General features: G+C 37.9%; 16 protein-coding genes. 9 read left to right on the forward strand and 7 right to left on the reverse strand.

Annotation, left to right across the window (positions count from 1 at the left end; genetic code table 11):
- Positions 1-62: 62 nt before the first annotated feature.
- On the reverse strand, positions 63-1,016 hold the full coding sequence (gene trxB, locus CQZ96_RS17830; RefSeq protein ID WP_004723647.1) for a thioredoxin-disulfide reductase: 954 nt from the start codon (positions 1,014-1,016) through the stop codon (positions 63-65).
- A gap of 312 nt (positions 1,017-1,328) precedes the next feature.
- On the opposite strand from trxB, the gene CQZ96_RS17835 reads away from it, so the two are divergent.
- Complete coding sequence (locus CQZ96_RS17835) at positions 1,329-4,451, forward strand: DNA translocase FtsK (RefSeq protein ID WP_105714690.1); 3,123 nt, start codon at positions 1,329-1,331, stop codon at positions 4,449-4,451.
- A gap of 46 nt (positions 4,452-4,497) precedes the next feature.
- Here CQZ96_RS17835 and CQZ96_RS17840 read toward each other — a convergent pair whose 3' ends face one another.
- Positions 4,498-5,031, reverse strand: coding sequence for a hypothetical protein (locus CQZ96_RS17840; RefSeq protein ID WP_105714689.1), 534 nt, complete (start codon positions 5,029-5,031; stop codon positions 4,498-4,500).
- Positions 5,032-5,251: 220 nt separating this feature from the next.
- Between CQZ96_RS17840 and rhtC the strand changes: the two genes are divergently transcribed.
- Entirely contained in the window at positions 5,252-5,872 is a 621-nt protein-coding gene (rhtC, locus tag CQZ96_RS17845; protein WP_004723644.1) for a threonine export protein RhtC, read from the forward strand.
- A 77-nt stretch (positions 5,873-5,949) separates the two neighbouring features.
- Here the strand turns inward: rhtC and CQZ96_RS17850 are convergent, their stop codons facing one another.
- Positions 5,950-6,441, reverse strand: coding sequence for a copper resistance protein NlpE (locus CQZ96_RS17850; protein WP_105714688.1), 492 nt, complete (start codon positions 6,439-6,441; stop codon positions 5,950-5,952).
- Between the two features lie 175 nt (positions 6,442-6,616).
- On the opposite strand from CQZ96_RS17850, the gene CQZ96_RS17855 reads away from it, so the two are divergent.
- The 5 genes from CQZ96_RS17855 to CQZ96_RS17875 all read left to right on the forward strand — a co-directional run bounded on the left by CQZ96_RS17855 (position 6,617) and on the right by CQZ96_RS17875 (position 12,302).
- A complete protein-coding gene (locus CQZ96_RS17855) occupies positions 6,617-6,970 on the forward strand; it encodes a hypothetical protein (RefSeq protein ID WP_105714687.1) in 354 nt (117 codons plus the stop codon).
- Positions 6,971-7,146: 176 nt separating this feature from the next.
- A complete protein-coding gene (locus tag CQZ96_RS17860; protein WP_004723641.1) occupies positions 7,147-7,728 on the forward strand; it encodes a 1-acyl-sn-glycerol-3-phosphate acyltransferase in 582 nt (193 codons plus the stop codon).
- Positions 7,729-8,094: 366 nt separating this feature from the next.
- Positions 8,095-9,669, forward strand: a complete 1,575-nt coding sequence (locus CQZ96_RS17865) for an amidohydrolase (protein ID WP_105714686.1) — start codon at positions 8,095-8,097, stop codon at positions 9,667-9,669.
- Positions 9,670-9,714: 45 nt separating this feature from the next.
- Complete coding sequence (locus tag CQZ96_RS17870; protein ID WP_105714685.1) at positions 9,715-10,722, forward strand: CobW family GTP-binding protein; 1,008 nt, start codon at positions 9,715-9,717, stop codon at positions 10,720-10,722.
- Between the two features lie 128 nt (positions 10,723-10,850).
- Positions 10,851-12,302 (forward strand): purine-cytosine permease family protein, encoded by a 1,452-nt coding sequence (locus tag CQZ96_RS17875; protein ID WP_105714684.1) that lies wholly within the window; start codon positions 10,851-10,853, stop codon positions 12,300-12,302.
- 302 nt (positions 12,303-12,604) lie between these two features.
- Here the strand turns inward: CQZ96_RS17875 and CQZ96_RS17880 are convergent, their stop codons facing one another.
- The 4 genes from CQZ96_RS17880 to CQZ96_RS17895 form a co-directional block, all read right to left on the reverse strand.
- Positions 12,605-12,949, reverse strand: a complete 345-nt coding sequence (locus tag CQZ96_RS17880; RefSeq protein WP_056513475.1) for a hypothetical protein — start codon at positions 12,947-12,949, stop codon at positions 12,605-12,607.
- A gap of 144 nt (positions 12,950-13,093) precedes the next feature.
- Positions 13,094-13,825 (reverse strand): sulfite exporter TauE/SafE family protein, encoded by a 732-nt coding sequence (locus CQZ96_RS17885; protein WP_105714683.1) that lies wholly within the window; start codon positions 13,823-13,825, stop codon positions 13,094-13,096.
- Between the two features lie 246 nt (positions 13,826-14,071).
- On the reverse strand, positions 14,072-15,778 hold the full coding sequence (locus CQZ96_RS17890) for a flotillin family protein (protein ID WP_105714682.1): 1,707 nt from the start codon (positions 15,776-15,778) through the stop codon (positions 14,072-14,074).
- A gap of 30 nt (positions 15,779-15,808) precedes the next feature.
- Positions 15,809-16,453 carry a YqiJ family protein gene (locus CQZ96_RS17895; RefSeq protein ID WP_105714681.1) on the reverse strand — a complete coding sequence of 215 codons (645 nt, stop codon included), beginning with the start codon at positions 16,451-16,453 and terminating at the stop codon, positions 15,809-15,811.
- 966 nt (positions 16,454-17,419) lie between these two features.
- Between CQZ96_RS17895 and pnuC the strand changes: the two genes are divergently transcribed.
- On the forward strand, positions 17,420-18,004 hold the full coding sequence (gene pnuC / locus CQZ96_RS17900) for a nicotinamide riboside transporter PnuC (protein WP_004723632.1): 585 nt from the start codon (positions 17,420-17,422) through the stop codon (positions 18,002-18,004).
- A 19-nt stretch (positions 18,005-18,023) separates the two neighbouring features.
- Positions 18,024-18,320: a hypothetical protein gene (locus tag CQZ96_RS17905; protein WP_105714680.1), complete on the forward strand. Its 297-nt coding sequence runs from the start codon at positions 18,024-18,026 to the stop codon at positions 18,318-18,320.
- The last annotated feature ends 40 nt before the right edge of the window (positions 18,321-18,360 follow it).

Below are 18,360 nucleotides of genomic sequence, written 5' to 3' on the forward strand. Positions count from 1 at the left end.
TTATAAATCAAAAATAAACAAACCGCCATGTAGGCGGTTTGTTTTTACATAAAATAAATCAATTATTCTAAGCCATCTAAATAGCGGTCAGCGTCAAGTGCTGCCATACAGCCTGAACCTGCAGATGTAATTGCTTGACGATAAACATCATCAGCAACATCACCTGCAGCAAATACACCCGCTACAGATGTCGCTGTGGCATTGCCCGCAGTACCACTGCGTACTTGAATATAGCCATTACGCAGTTCAAGTTGATTTTCAAACATTGCGGTATTTGGTTTGTGACCAATTGCCACAAACATACCTGATACGTCAACGTCTTGAGTTGAATCATCTTGGGTAGACTTAATACGTACAGAGGTCACACCAGAATTACTATCACCTAAAACTTCATCAACTTGATGGTTCCAGATGATCGAAATTTTACCTTCTTTAACTTTTTCGTTGAGATGGTCTTGAAGGATTTTTTCAGAACGTAATTTGTCACGACGGTGAACAAGGGTAACGTGTGAAGCGATATTGGAAAGATATAGTGCTTCTTCAACAGCAGTGTTACCACCACCCACAACCATCACTTTTTGGTTTTTATAGAAGAAACCATCACAAGTTGCGCAAGCACTTACACCTTGGCCCATATAAGCCTGTTCAGACTCAAGGCCTAAATATTGTGCTGTTGCACCTGTTGCAATAATTAACGCATCACAGGTGTACTCGTCCATATCGCCTTTAAGCACAAAAGGGCGCACCTGAAGATCAACTTCATTGATATGATCGTATAAAATCTCAGTACCAAAACGTTCAGCATGCGCTTGCATACGATCCATTAACGCTGGACCTGTTAAACCTTCAGCATCGCCAGGCCAGTTCTCAACATCAGTCGTCGTGGTTAATTGACCACCGAGTTGCATACCTGCAATTAAGGTTGGTTTTAAATTTGCACGCGCGGCATAAACAGCAGCACTATAACCAGCAGGGCCAGAACCTAAAATAATTAACCGAGAGTGACGAGCGCTCATGAGTCATCCTTTTTTATGAAAAATATAGAAATTGTTTGAATTATACGTGAAACTTTATCAAAGTTGTGTGGCTTCAATGTCGATAATATTGATCATCTAAATCGAATTGAGCTATATAGAATAATCAAATAATATTGTTTGGCATTTTTATCGAAATAAAAGCTTAAATTTCTAACAATGCTTTACAACACAAGTAAATAATAGTGCATCTTTTTTTTAAGAACAGGTGCATAATATAAAAATTTCTTCTCTCAAGAAAGCTGATCAAGCTTCAGAAAAGAGTAATTTGAACAATTGGTTACAGGATAGTATATGACTGCGGTGTCAAATGTTTATGCACAGCGCTTTTTAACAACAATATTCTTGATTTCATTTGGGATATATCTGTTCCTTGCAACAGTGACATATACCCCATTTGATCCAGGCTGGATGCATATTTCGAGTGATACACAACAGGTTTCAAATGCCAGTGGTGTAGCGGGTGCTTGGATTGCTGATTTGTTGTTTGGTTTTTTAGGTTGGGCAAGTTTACTCATTCCTGTATTTATTTTTATAGAAGCAGTCCAAGTATGGTGGCCACGAAGTTTTGTGAGTCGTCCGTTTCGTTACGCTGCTCAATTTTTTATTTTGCTTGCGACCTCAAGTCTATTGTATTTGCTTTGGAATGTACCAGCAGACACATTAGCCAATGCTTCTGGTGGAATCATTGGTTATGAACTTGGTGAAAGCCTATCTCAACTGATGAGTATTTATGGGGCAGTTGTATTTATTTTGCTCTTGCTCGTTGTTCTATTTACCTTAGCGTTTGGTATTCAATGGAATAGAACGTGGGCAACACTAAAAGCCACGCCTGCTTATTTACAAGATTTGTTTTATAAAAATGTTCCTGAAAGTGAATCTGCTTTTGATTTGACATCACCGCAGAAAAATAAAAATCATGCGCATACGCATAAAGCTGAACCAATAACAGCTCAAGCTGAATTTGTCGAAGCTGAAGATCAGGCACCAGCAAAAGAGCATTTGACTGTTAAAAATACTAAACACAATCAAACAGCAGAACGCTTATTTGATGACATGATTGAGCAAGAAAATAAAACTCAACATCATGTTCAATTTGATCAAGACGATATTGATGATTTGGAATTAGAGCGGACTTTAGAAAAAGCACATCGTCTAGAACAAGACAGTCAACGTACTGTTTCATCTGGTGAAGTATGGAAAGCCCTACATCAAGATCAAGACCATAATCGTGATATTGATGCCTTGATCAAAGCGTCAGAAGATCAAACTGAAGATAAATATGCAGACCATTTGCCACGCGCGCATCAACATGATGTTGATCCTGTGCAGATCAATAAAAAATCTTCACTTGATTGGGATGATGACCAAGTGTTTGATGAATTGTTATCAGTTGTACCAAATGGACAAACTGCCACAGATATCCATAGCCCCTTTAATAGCGCTACGACGCAGGCTCAAGCTGAAGCTGGTTATGTAGATACTGCTGTTCAGGGTGGGCAAAGCTTTGCGAGTGGTGTCGCAGTAGCGGCAACTTCAGGCGTGGCAATACAAAATTTAGCCAATGAACTAGATGAGCTTGCATCGCTTGCAGATGAAGAACTTACTGAACCCCCAACTGCGTACCAACAAAATCAGCAATCTGCAGATGTTCGCACAACCAGTAATTATGCTCAATCTACACCATTTACCCGTGCCAATATTCAAACCAATTTAAATGCATCAACCTTGGTCAGTGAAGAAGAAAAGTCTTTAATTGCTGCAGATAAAGATGCATTTAGAGATGCTTGGCAAGAAACTGCGGGTAAACCTCAAGACGAATTGCAAAGTGAGTTTGCAGAACTTGAAGATGATTTCGACTTGGATGCACCATTAACAGATGCATTTGGTCGTCCGATGTCACGTGCAATGCAAGTTGCAAATAAGCGTCGAGACTTACCAACATTGCCAGGTTATGAACTGTTAGATAAAGTCGATCCAAATAAAAAAGTCAACTTTACCGCAGAACAATTGTCACGTTTATCTGAACTGTTAGAAATTAAACTTCAAGAGTTTAACGTCAAAGCCAAAGTGATCGAAGCCCAACCTGGGCCAGTGGTTACACGTTTTGAGTTAGATTTGGCACCCGGTGTAAAAGCCTCGAAAGTGACCAATATTTCCCGAGATTTGGCACGTTCTATGTCAATGGCATCTGTACGTGTGGTTGAAGTGATTCCCGGAAAGCCTTATATCGGGATTGAAGTACCGAATAGCAGTCGTGAAATGGTACGTCTGATAGAATTACTGGAAACCCCTGTTTTTAAAGATCCAAATGGTTTGCTTTCAATGGCAATGGGTAAGGACATTTCGGGTAATCCTGTGATCACTGACTTAGGTAAAGCGCCACATATGTTGGTTGCGGGGACAACAGGTTCAGGTAAATCGGTTGCTGTAAACTCAATGATCCTGTCGATGTTGTTGAAATATACACCTGATCAATTACGTTTGATTCTGATCGATCCAAAACAATTGGAATTAGCGAACTACAATGATATTCCTCATTTATTGACACCTGTTGTGACTGACATGAAAGATGCTGTCAGTGCTTTGAATTGGTGTGTCAATGAGATGGAACGTCGTTATAAGCTGATGTCTTTTTTAAAGATCCGTAAATTAGCCGACTATAACCGTAAAGTGGAAGAAGCCATTGCAAATGGTGAGGATCTTATTGATCCAACTTGGAAACCAAGTGATTCTGCAACACAAGACAGAGCGCCACGTTTGCAACCATTGCCTTCGATCGTGATTGTTGCCGATGAATTTGCCGATATGATCATGCAAGTGGGTAAAAAAGCGGAAGAAATGATTACCCGTCTGGCACAAAAATCTCGTGCAGCAGGAATTCATTTACTGTTAGCAACACAACGTCCATCGGTAGATGTTATTACTGGTTTGATTAAAGCCAATATTCCAACCCGTGTGGCATTACGTGTAAACAGTAAAATTGACTCGCGTACTATTTTGGATGGTGGTGGTGCAGAGGATCTCTTGGGCCATGGTGATATGTTATTCCTCGGTCCAGGTAAAATTGATCCTGAGCGTGTACATGGTGCATTTATTTCCGATGATGAAGTCAACCGTATTTGTGACGCATGGCGTGAACGCGGTGAACCGAATTATGTTGATGAAATTCTTACGCCGTTTGACGAAGAACCGACCACACGTGGTTTCGAAGATGGTGATGGCGATCCGAACCGTGATGCACTCTATGACCAATGTGTTTCATTTGTCTTAGAAACACGTAAGGTGTCTGTATCTTCACTGCAACGTAAGTTTAGCTTAGGTTATAACCGTGCTGCCCGTATTGTTGATCAAATGCAGGAGCAGGGTATTGTCAGTGAACAAGGACCGAATGGTAAGCGAGATATTTTGGTCTAATTTAAACAGCTTGCAATGAGCTTAGGCTCATTGCAAGCTGTTTAGGCTATAGAAATAGTCCGAGTAAATACAAGCACCAAAAAATAGAAAATAACACGATAAGTACCATTTGAGCTTTACTAAATTTCTTTTGTTCAATGACCACAAATTGATTGGATTGTTGTTTGGCAAAATTGAGAGCCTTAAATGCAGGTATTAGAAAAATGAAATTCAATACAGTAATCAGATCATAAGGTTCAGGCAGTTTAATCAGTACTGAAAAAACCATAAATCCTATAAACATCCAGCCTGATGAAAAATTCTCTGTATATCCTTGTTGCTTGGCATAGTTATTTATTTTTTTAAACAAGGAGTATAGGAAAAAAATATAAAATACTGCCCGAAAAGCCGGCATGATGTCTAATTTGTCTTTTTGCATAAAGAAGCGCCACGCTTTAAACATCCACCAAATCTGATATAAACCCATTGTCAAAAAGCACAAGAGCATAAATTTATTGATGCTGATGATCTTCTGCACTTCCACAGGATGATGTGGGGGTTGCTCAATGGGTGAGGTTGAATTTTTTTCTAAATTAAGCATGATTTATTTTTTAAGCACGTTTTAATTTTTGATTATAAAGATAAAATATTATTTTCTCCAATAATTAAAATCCGTCTTTTTAAAAGATGGTTGATGTTTTATTTGTGGTATATGTTCATCGAAGTTCAGCCTAAAGAATTTTATTGATGTACCGATATCGATGGAAAAACATGAATTTTCACACTAATATAAATCTGTCTCGCTGAACGGAATCTAGTCCATGTTGATCGCATTATGTACGTTAATCTTTATTCATTTTTGTGCCCTGATTACACCAGGCCCTGATTTCTTTCTGGTCTCGCAAACTGCGATTAGCCGTTCAAGAAAGCAATCTATTTTTGTGGTTTTGGGGATTACCGCAGGGGTGATGTTTTGGGCTTTTTTAGCTTTGGCGGGTTTGAATATCATTTTTGAAAAAATGGCATGGTTAAAGCAAGTGATGTTGGTTGTTGGTGGGATTTATCTGTGCTGGTTAGGCTACCAAATGCTTAGATCTGCTTTGAGTAAGAAAGAGAATATATCACAGCATCATTTTGAGTTACCGCAAAGCAATCTGCGTTTCTTTCTCAAAGGTTTCTTAACCAATTTATCAAACCCGAAAGCGGTAATTTATTTCGGTAGTGTATTTTCAGTGTTTTTAGCCAATCCACATTTAGATGGTGTGCATTCATTATTATTTATAATTGTTTCCGTGGAAACGCTGATCTGGTTTAGCTTTGTTGCCTTTGTATTTTCATTACCTAGCTTTAAAGCCGCTTACCAAAATGCCTCAAGATGGATTGATGGTATTTCAGGTGGGATCTTTACACTCTTTGGGGCATATTTGATTGGTCATCGCTAAAAAGCATGCTCCAAAATTTAAAAAAACCTGCTTCAAGCAGGTTTTTATTATGCTGTTATTCGGAAATAATTTTTAAATTATTCCACGTCTTTGGTTAATTGATAAAGTTCAGCATTTGGACCTTCAATCTTTTCACCCGTTGCAAAACTACGTGCTTCTAAGATATTTTCGCCAACAAAGTATTTGCGCTTATCTGCATTTTTATCTAGACCGATAATCGATCCAGATTCATCAAAACTAAAATGACCTTGAGTTTTAAATTCTTTGCCTTCACCTTTAACCCCTTCATATTCTTCAGTCAGTTCATAAGTGTGATCTGATTTGAGGATGAGTTTGGTTTTGATTCCTGAGCAATCAGCACACGGAAGTAAGCCTTTGTATTCCCCAGCCCAATCCAAGCTATTTTGAGCATTGTGTTCTGAATCTATGGTTGGGGTTGCTGCTTCATGCGATGCAGCAGCCTGTGTTTGAGCTGTCGCTTTGATATCTTCTGATGCATTATGAGTCGGCTTAGAACAAGCGCTTAATGACAGCGCTAAAATAGACATGACGAAGAGTGTTTTTTTCATAACATAACCCAAATGAATAAATAATTATATGTGAATGATTTTATCCAGAATATAAATTATCTCCCTGATATGAAATGTGAATTATGTAAGAAATTGCTGAGTAATGTAGTTCGATGTTAAAAAGTTAGGCTATTATAGAAACTCTGTTATTGTCATATTTTAAGTATTCGAATCTATGTCTCATTTGGCTGAATATGTTGCTCGTATTTACAATGAAAAAAACCACAATCAAAAAAGCAATGATCAAATCAAAATTGAAAATGTTATTTTGCAAAGCGAAAAAAATTATGAGCAAGATATAGAGATCACTCAGACCACCAAAATTTATACATTTTCAGATGGCACACAATTGAAACAAAGCATAGAACAAGACAATCAGTTGTTTGAAGTGGAGTCTTGTCTAGAAAGCTGGATTGAATATCAGGTCATCCAGCAGTCAAATGCAAATATTCAGCCACAAAAAATTCATTTTGATAATCATTGTCGTGAATTACATTGGATTAACTATTTTAACCAAACGAAAAATTGATATATGCAAATTCATTGCAGAATTTAATCAAAACTGAATATTTACTTACAAGTTTTACATCGAATTAATTTTATACATTTATATATTAATTGCTGTTTTTCTATACGAAGTGGATTTTTATCTGATCTATTGGTTGCTACAATCCAGTGCAAATTCTTTATATTTTGGTGTGCTGGGTGTTTGAAAAATTAGCTGAACAAAGTTTGGGTTGGATGGGATGGCAAATTGATAACCATTGGGATTTAAACATCGACCAATGTGTCATGATTGCAGCACCGCATACCAGTAATTGGGATGCACTATATGCACGTTTAGCACTGAAAGCTTTGGGTGTTCATGTGCGTATTACCATTAAAGACAGCTATATGAAATTGCCTTTTGGACCTTTTGTGCGTGCTATGGGCGGAATCGGGATTGATCGCCGTCCCAAGCAGGATGGTGAGGAACGTCCAAGTATGGTTCAGCTGATGAGTGATCTGTTTAAGACCCATCCTAAATTGGTGATGCTGGTGACGCCAGAGGGTACGCGTGCAAAGCAAGAACAGTGGAAAACAGGTTTTTATCATGTTGCCACCAGTGCTGGCGTACCTATTGCACTGGCGTATATGGATTATAAAAACAAAAAAACAGGGATTGGTAAAATTGTTTATCCGACTGGGGACTATGAACAAGACATGGCTGAAATCATGGAATTTTATGCTCAGATCAATCCGAAACATCCAGATTTATTTAGTATAGATACTAGATTTATTCCATAAGCTGAGTTTTGTTTTGCAAGTATCTTTGCAAACTCAAATACAATGAATTTAATTTTTATATGGGAAGGGTGATTTTGCTCATTCCCATATTTTGTCGGTCTTAAATATTTGCTGTTGCCCCCTTGATACACCATCTGCGCATTTAGATATTATTTTATAAATAACCTATTTTTTAGCTCAATTAAAACACTACTTTAATAATTCAAAAGATCTACATCGTTATTTAAAAATTACTTAATTTTTTAAAATGACGTATATAAATAAATTGTTGAAATTGGCTTTAAGTTGTAAACAGCTTAAAGCAATCGCGTAAATAATTCTAAAAGTTAAATTCAACATTTATTGGGCATAGACAGGGATAACAAGATGAATAATAGCGTCTATTACAATGCAAAATTTCATACCGTGAATCAATCCCAACCTTGGGCAGAAGCCATGTGGGTAAAGGACGGTAAAATTTTAGCGATTGGCGATCAGGATGAAATTTTGAGTTTGGCAGCGGATGCTGAGAAATATGATTTAAAAGGGAAATTAGTAATGCCTGGCATTCATGATGCACATACTCACCTTTTAAAAGCGGCACTTCTGAGACTGGAATATTCTTGCCAATTAAATGATCCACAAACCTTGCAAGAATTGGCACAGCAACTCAAAGCATATTGGGAAAAATATGCCTCCAAACGAACATGGATTTTTGCAGGGCTCTATAACCCATTGATTTTTACAGCTGAGCTACTGACACGAGAATGGTTAGATCAAGTCATTCCAAACGTGCCGATTGTGATTCATGATTTTTCATTTCATAACGTCATGGCGAACAGCCAAGCACTACATCTTGCAGGTATCACCCGTGATACACCGAGTACGACCCGCGCAAAAATTGAAAAAGATCCCCTAACAGGTGAACCCACTGGAATTTTGCGTGAAGGTGGATGGGTGAAATTATATATGGTCGCACCCACAGAGACCGATGAGGAAAATAAGTTCGCGCTTAAAATGGCGGCAAGTATATGTAATCAATATGGTATTACTTCGGCACAGGAAGCTTCAGCAACAAGATCATTCCTGACAGCAGCTAAATCTTTGGATGATGACGATGAGCTTACACTGGATTTGATTTGTCATATTCCTTGGAAAGCAGAAATTATGTCATTGAGTGATCGTGAAGAAGATGAAAGGGTGATCGCAGAACGAGCGCAATATGCGTCAAAACGTGTCATGGTGAATGGAATCAAAGTGATGCTAGATGGTACATCTATGGCACCCACCTTTAGCCATGTCCCCTTAGATCCGATTTCAGATGAACCTATTACTTACAATTTACTTCTCGATTCTAATGAACTCACTGAAAAAATTCGTGAATGGACCAAAGAAGGTTTGATCGTTAAATCACATTGTACGGGTTATGGTTCTGTGCGTATTGGTTTAGACAATTATGAAAATGCCAACGATGTTGAACGTCAAACAGGGCAATTTCATGACATTGCACATGCCCATTATGTTTCTGCAAAAGATCGTAGCCGTTTTGCAGAATTAGACATTATTGCTGAAATGTCCCCCGCGATTTGGCATATCCCAGAATATCAACAAGCGCTTGGCAAAGCCTATGATTTTCGAACTTTGTATGATGCTGGTGCAACCATGACGATTGGTACAGATTGGCTTTTGCCACCTACGCCAAACCTCTTTCCTGCACTGGCAGGTATTTTGCAGCACGGAGATGAAAGTGTGCCTTTGGATGTGGCAGTCAGGATCATGACGTTGAACGGCGCAATTGCTGTTGGCCATAGTCATCGTACTGGGAGTTTAGAAGTGGGTAAGGAAGCAACCTTTATTGTTTTGGATCGCAATATTTTTGAATCAAGCCCTGAAGAAATTGCTAAGACTCAAGTTATCACCACAGTATTACAAGGTCAGCATGTGTTTCAGCGTGCTAACTAATCTACTGGGTTAAATTATTATTTATGTGCGTAAGGGAAGACATATATGAGCGGAATAAAACGTATTCCTGTGACCTTACTGACAGGTTTTCTGGGGAGTGGTAAAACAACATTGCTGCATCGTCTGTTGGCCGATGATCGTATGGCACACACGGCAGTGATTATTAATGAAATAGGTGAGGTTGGCTTAGATCATTTATTGATAGGCCGACTTGACGATGACATTGTCTTGCTAAAAAGTGGTTGTGTCTGTTGTAGCATGAAAACAGAACTTTCAGAAACGCTTAAACTTCTTTACTGTCGTGCTGAGGCAGGAGAAATTCCTGTTTTTGACCGTGTTATTGTCGAAACAACAGGTATGGCCGACCCAATTCCCTTGCTTAAACTTTTATTGGCAGATGAAAGTGTTGCGACTTTATTTAGTGTGCAAACTGTGATTGCTACGGTTGATACATTATTGTCCTTAAATGTCCCGCATCAGCGGACGGAGAGACTACGTCAAATTGCTGTTGCAGATAAAATCATTTTAACTAAAACAGATTTGTCGCATGCCTTTACAACATTTACCAAGTGCATCCGTACTCTGAATGCGAGTGCTGAAATTATTGATGGTACGGATGTAGCGGCTGTTGCTTTGGTTATTTTTGATCGTGAAAAGTATCCAGTAACACGTAATTTACTTGGTGCGCAGTTGGTTACACATCAGACAAATTCTCAATACGCTTTCAATAACGCACCGCATCATAATATTTTTACACTGTGTTTATATGCTAACCAAGCTTTGTCTTGGGCGCGTGTGACCCATTTTCTTCAGAAGTTGGCACGACTTTATGGCGTGAACTTGCTCCGAATTAAAGGATTGATTCAGGTGGAAGAGTCATTACGACCGGTGATATTACACGGTGTTCAACATTATCTATTTCCCGAATCTTACTTAAATGCGTGGCCTGATGATGACCACAGATCGAGAATAGTGCTTATTTTTGAAGGGGAAATTCATCAACAGATCCAAGCATTATTTGATGCCATTGTGCTTGAGCCAATGACCACATAGCAGAACGTCTGCACCCATAATCCTCAGCATTTTCAATTGCGCAATTTAAGCGTAGGGGGATTTGCATCTTAAAAAAAGCAATTTGGTTAATCGTAATTTTTTAACGATTTCTCTATTAGGAGACACTCATGGAAGACAAATATGTTCACTCGATTGAACAACATACCATTCAGCAAATCCCATTAAATGCGCGATATGGTAAAGCTCAGGATTTATTCACACTTTGGTTTGGTGGAAATTTGATGCTACTGACGTTTGTGACAGGATCAGTTTCAGTCACCATTTTTCATCAATCTTTTGTCTCTGCTATTTTAAGTATTATTCTAGGGACGCTTATTTGTGGCATCTTTGCCGCACTCCATGCCGCACTCCATGCCGCACTCCATGCCGCACTCCATGCCGCACTCCATGCCGCACTCCATGCCGCTCAAGGACCTCATCTCGGTGTCCCTCAAATGATTCAAACCAAAGGGCAGTTTGGTGCATATGGCGCGCTTCCAATCCTTGGAGTCGTAGTCATCATGTATGTCGGCTTCTTAGCTTCAAATGCGACGCTGGCTGGACAAGCCATGAATTTGCTTATTCCCTCATTCAGTCAGTCATCTGGCATATTATTCACTTGTGTCGTTGCTGTGATCGGTACAATTGTTGGTTATCGATTAATTCATCTATTTACAAAAATAACCTTTGTGATCTCTGGTTTCGCTTTTTTGGCAGCATATGTGTGGGTGTTTTTTATTCAAGGTTTACCTTCAGACTTTTTCGCGCGTAATTCTTTTTCAGCTACAGGTTTTCTCGCTACACTTTCGATTGCTGCACTGTGGCAGATTGCATATGCACCCTATGTCTCTGATGCTACTCGTCATTTGCCAAAAGAAACAGGGGCTAAGGCAGCATTCTGGGCGACATATTGGGGATGTGGATTGGGGACCATCATCCCAATGTGTTTGGGAGTAACAATAGGATTGGTGACACCGAGTGGAGATGTTATTGCTGGGATGATCGATTACGTGCCTAAGATGGGAAGCGTGTTTATTTTGATTTTAGTCATTTCCATATCAGCGATCAATTCAATGAATTTATATTGTGGTGTACTGACTTTAATTTCTTTTATCCAGACATTTATTCCATCATTTATGCCCTTGGCTAAGGGGCGAATTGTGATTTCATTTTTGTTGATTGCTATTGCGTTGTGGATTGGAATCAAAGCATCCAGTAATTTTCTGCCCATATTTATTAATTTTATTTTCTTGCTCATCTACGTACTTATCCCTTGGACCGCTGTGAATTTGGTTGATTATTACTGGGTTCGTCATGGGGAATATGATGTCGATTCGTTTTTCCATCAAGATGGGGGAATCTATGGAAAATTTAACCTCATGGCTATTTCTGCATATATTTTTGGTGTCATTGTTCAAGTGCCTTTTATTGCGACAGACTTGTATACAGGTCCTATTGCCAAGGCACTTGATGGTGCAGATGTTTCATGGGTTGTCGGTCTAATTTTAACCTCTATTTTTTATCTGATGGGGATCAAATTTTTTGGTATCAAAGACCATTCATACAAGGCAAAAAAATAAATTACGGCACGTCTATTGTGATGATGCAGCAATCATATCACTTTGCCCATATTAGGTTTGCTACAGCCACTATTTTTGCTGATTTTGAGGCTGTTTTGATCATCAGATAAAATCTGGAGATGAGATCGCTATATCTCACTAGAGGGTGTATTTAAAAACTCAGCAGTATAGAGGATGGTCTAGGCAATTTTAAAAATGAACGCTGCTCATCATGATTTACGCTTATGATTTTAAAACACAATCATTGAAAACACGATATTTTTAAGATCATAAACATTTTGCAGTATTCAACAATAATCGGCTTATTTATTTTTAGCGTTGCCTGTTGTTGAGTGTTGCACACCGCCGAGAGATTCACAGGCTGTCTTATAAATATCGTATTGTTGTTGAACCACTTCATCGAGAGGAATTTTAAATAATTCATCTCCAGATTTATAGCGATCGACGTACTCAGTGGCTTTTTCTTTACTCACAGCAAGTGAGCGTTCATGATAAGTATTAATTGAACTATGGGCCAATTCTGCTGTTTCAATATTATTACATTGAAATTGGCTGAGCAGTTTTTCCGCAGTTTTAATTTCACTAGATGTGCCAAGTACACATCCTGTTAAGAGAATACTGGCACTTAACAAAAATGAGTTTTTCATCACAGATATTTAAGAAAAATGAGTGGCGGAATTGTAGGATGAATCGGGTATTAAAAATAGAGCCGCTCGGATATTGTTTTCACTTTAGTAACCAATCGCTGAATAAATAGTCAGTGAGATTCATTCAACTTTCTCTCTATTCTGCTAAAGCAATGATGTCAGCAATAAGAAACAACCTGAGGCAAATAATAAACTCAGCACCAATTGTTTAAATTGTTTTTCTGATATTTTATAAAACATTTGTGCACCAATCAGCGCTGGAATACTTACGGTGAGAATGATCAGTGCAAAATAGGGGAGATGGACCTTGTGGATGGTTCCTTGGCATAGATAAATAATAATTGTAAACAACTGAATCGCAAAATTAAAATGTCTTAAAATATAACGCTGTTGTTGTTTAGGCAGATTTTTAAGCATCACCCAAGCTGATGGTGCTGCGCCACAAAAACCACCTAGACCACCTAAAATACCGCCAATAAAACCAATGCTTCCATCTGCAATTTTCCCCAATGCTTGAATACGGGGGAAAACAGGTGCAAAGAACATGGTTGGGCACCAAATCACTAAAAATAATCCAAGGATGGTCTTAAAGGTATTTCCATCAATGAGGTGTAAAAGATAGGTACCGAGAGGTACACCGATCAATCCTGCAATGATATAAGGGAGAACAAGGGAAAACGGGAGTTGATGTTTTTGTTCTTTCCCTAATGCAATGATATGACTCCATAGAGAAGCAAACACCACCAATGGTGCTGCCAGTTGTGGTGGTAATACCCAAATCCAAAAAGACATCGCAATCAAAGCAAAGGCAAAACCGGTTAAACCTTGGACAAAACCGGCAATCATGGCACCGAGAATAAAAATAAACCAAGTCATTTTTAAATTAAGCAAAACTGGATAGGACTAGAGCATAGCATTGAGATAAGCAATCTTGGTTGAATTAGCCGATTTTAAAAGAAATCGTGAGTTTCCATCATGACTTATTGAGATAAGCATATCTGTATCGTTAACATCTATACCATTAAAAACGATCAGGTCTATTAGATCATGAATAATAATCCATCCAATAAAAAGCCCCTGATGACAGAGGCTGGTAATTAAGGGATTATGAGGTCAGTTCTATTAGTCATTACTTGGTTTTAAGGATTGTGTTAAACCATTAATATCTCCACCTTTAATGCCTAACTCATTCATTAAGCTATCAATCAGTGGGGCTTGAGAACGATAGCGCAGCGCACTATTGACCACTTGATCAGACAAAGCAATTTGATTTTGTTCACCAGATTCACCTGTTGTATTTGAACCTGCCATACCGCCTAAACCATTGACTTGAAGAATCTTAATATCATCAATATTTTCCATTGGTTTAACACTTTCACGAATGATTTCAGGTAAGTATTTCAATAAAGCTAAACGAATTTGCATCTCAACTTGTTCTGTTGAAAGCACGTTGTTGGCTTCATTGACTGCACGTGTACCTTCAGCATCAACTTGATATTGCTTTTCTTGTGCCGCAGCAAGCAACATTTTTGCATCTGCTTCACCTTTGGCTTTTAAACGTATTTTTTCAGCATCCGCTTGTGCTGCAATACGGACTGCTTCAGCATCATCTGCAGCTGCTTGTTTAGCGGCTTCTGCTGCTACGGTAATCGCAATTGCATCTGTTTCAGCGACTTGCTTTGCAGCCACCAATTCAACGGCTTTTAAACGCTCTGCACGCTGAGTTTCACGAACAGTTGTCACTTCTTCTTCCGCTTTTACCGCTTGTGCACGTGCTTGGTCAGCCAACGCTTTGGCTTCGGATTCAGCACGTGATTTTTCAGCAATTGCAATCGCACGATCTTGCTCGGCCAATTCAATGGTTTTCTTCTGTTCGACTTGGGCTTTTTGGATCAACTGTGCTTTTTGAATATTTTCATTTTCAACATCACGTGCAGACGCAATACGCTTTAATTCTACTTCACGTTCAGCGGCAATCTGAGCTTCTTCTGCTTCGCGTTTTTTTGCTGCTTCTTGTGTTGCAATTTCTGCCGATTGTTCAGCTTTACGAATTGCGATTTCACGTTCTTGTTGAAGTTTTGCATATTCTTCTTCACGTAGAATTTGCAAGCGTGCTTGTTCAGTTTCTAAGTTTTTTGCTTTAATAGCTAAGTCATTGTCTTGTTCAATGTCATTGCGTTTTTTACGGCGGTCTTCAATTGTTTCAGTCAGTTTGGTTAAACCTTCTGCATCGAAAGCATTTTGAGGGTTAAAATATTCAAAACTGGTTTGGTCTAAACCTGTTAGTGAAACCGTTTCTAATTCTAAGCCATTTTTAAACAGATCTTCAGAAACCACTTGTTGAACTTTTTGAACAAAATCAACGCGTTTTTCATGTAACTCTTCCATTGCCATTTCAGCGGCAACAGCACGCAGTGAGTCTACAAATTTACCTTCCACCAAATCTTTGAGTTCTTGTGGTGACATGGTTTTTTTACCCAAGGTTTGGGCAGCTGTCGCAATAGATTCAGCAGTTGGTTTAACCCGTACATAAAATTCAGCCATCACATCCACACGCATACGATCACGAGTAATCAATGCTTGATCTGTGGCACGTTTGACTTCAAGACGGAGGGTATTCATATTGACGGGAATCACTTCATGTAAAACTGGCAATACAATTGCACCGCCATTTAAAATGACTTTTTCACCGCCAAAACCAGTACGGACAAAAGAAACTTCTTTACTTGAGCGTTTATACAGGCGGGCGATAATAACCCCGATGACAATTAGTGCCACCAATATAATGCCTGCTAAAACAAGGATTTGATATAAGTTTGAATTCAACATTTTATTATACCCAGGTTTGTTATTGAAAAATTAAAGTGGCGTTGCTTTAAAGCCTAGTTTTGTTCTTTGTGTCAAAATCACACTTTGACCCTGTTGGAAGATTTCATTTAATTCTGGTTCAACTAAAATATAATGAGTCTGTCCAAATTGATCGATGACTTTGGCTTGTGCAGGGTAGTTTTGTTTTGCTTCACCTAAAATAATCTGAGCTGTACGACCAATCAGTTCATCACTGTGAATCGCAGTGGTTTCATCTTTTGGTAAAATTTTTGCAATGAGTGCTGCACACACTCGGACAATCGGCATAGATAAAAAAAGACTGGCTGGCGCAATTAGCCAAATTGAAAAATAATTTCCAGTGAAATTGAAAAATATACTTTGCACAATAAAACCAAATAGCGCATAAACGGTCAGAAAAATGATCAACCAAACCAAGACGGGGACACGACCAAGATAGAGCCAATCTAACAGTTGCACAAAAAGATTGTGATCTGTATGAATGTCTAGATCCGCATGATGTGTTTCTAACAGTTGATCTGGAATAAACTGATCTAAGAAACCTTGTGAGGTTGAACCAATAATAAGGAGTAAACACTCCACAATACCCAAAAAAAACATCAGGCACAGACTGACACTAAATAGTAAGTTGGATGAGTGTGTAAATAATTCCCACATATTGTTTTACTCAAAATTATTGTTGCGCGTTTTTATAAATAAAATTTTTAATTTGAACTGAATAATTAAATGATCATCAGTTAATTCAATTAATAAATTAAGTTTATCGGTTTTGTCGTAGTATTGCAACAAAATATTTTACGATATTAATTAAAATCAATATCTTATAATTTAATATATTCTTTTATATTTTGAAAATTGCTTGAAAAGTAATGCTTGCATTTTAGCCAACTATTCCTTATAACTGATTGAGTTTACAGAGGGAACTGAAGACAAAAAAATACGCAATGATTGGGGTGATCACTGCGTAGAACAACGAATCTGCTTTCACAGTTCGGTTAAGGAGAAATGTTATGAACTTTGGGGATTGTTCATAACTTAAGGTTGATAGTAGAGGTTCCCCTCTGTAAATTCATTGGTATTCACGTAAACAAGTGTTAAATCTCGTAAACATGATTAAAATGTGAACAACATCAACTAAAAACAATATGCTAATCAATGTTTTTAAACATATTATTTAAAATAAATAAATTTTGCGCTGCGTTTCCCCGATCAATCTTTTCTCTGCTTTTTAATGTAAACGAGACAGTTTTTATCAGCTATTTGAGTTAATTTTGCTATCGTTCAAAGCTTAAATTGCAGCTTTCAAAAGTGCTGATTAGTCTATTGTATTGAACTCAACTTCCTATATTGCATCATGTTTGAGTACGCTGATTGAGACGCAGAATTAAGATTTTAAAAATCGATACGTCATAAACTGTGATTTAAAGCTAATTATTCACTTTTTAAGGAATTTATATTGTTATCGTAACTACTATTCGAAAAAGCAGGACAACAGTATTTTTTGTGAATTTTAATTCAAAAAATTATATTAAAGATTCCGTTCTCAATTTTAGTTCTGGTTTTGCTTGCAATCATGCCGTATTTTTTCATAATAGCCTTTCCTGTCTTGATTAGTTTTTTACCATGTCACCATTAGAAATATTCGCGGTTATTATCAGTATTATTGGTGTCACATTGACGATTAAGCGAAATATGTGGTGTTGGGTATTTAACTTCTTTGCCTTTGTTTTATATGCCTATTTATTCTTTGAATTCAAATTGTATGGTGAAACAATCTTACAAGTGTTCTTTATGGTGGTGAATTTTTATGGCTTTTATCACTGGCTAAAAGGCAAGCAGCAAGATCAAGAGATTCGAATAGAGCCCATTGCTGTACAAACAGTGATCCTGCAAATGATCATCGCTGCTGTTGGAGGGGGAGTATTTGGGTTATCGCTGCACTATTTTACCGATGCTGCTTTGCCTATGTTAGATTCTCAATTGGCTGCATTTAGTTTACTGGCAACCTATTGGACCAGCCGTAAACATATTGCGACTTGGGTACTTTGGGTTTTTGTTGATATAGTCTATGTAGGGATGTTTATGTATAAAGAATTATTCCTAACAGCTGCTTTATATGCGGCGTTTGTTGGACTGGCTGGATTTGGATGGTGGCAATGGGAACAGGTCAAAAAGAAACAATCGGCGAGCATGTATAAAGGAATTTAACATCCTTTAAGGGGCTGCCATGATTATTGATTTTGTTCAAATACAAAAACAAAAGTTTGAAGAACTTGTTGAAAAAATCATGGCCCAACCTGAGCAATATCTCGACTTTGATTCAGTCTCTGATTTTTACAAAGCCCAATGGTTAGATCAATTCCCACAGGGCACAATTTGGAGCACTTCTGGTTTGGATGATGGTGCAGATGAATTTTGTATTCAGATCAAATATAGAGAGTTGATTTTTAATATAGAAATTCAATCAACGTCTATCGGTTTAAAATTTAACAGTAAAAATATCAGAGTTTATAAAAAAATATAAAGCCAAGTTTTTTTTGTTAAGCATTTGAAAAGATTGTTTT

The organism is Acinetobacter sp. MYb10, from assembly GCF_002980175.2.
In the GTDB taxonomy this organism is placed as follows: domain Bacteria; phylum Pseudomonadota; class Gammaproteobacteria; order Pseudomonadales; family Moraxellaceae; genus Acinetobacter; species Acinetobacter guillouiae.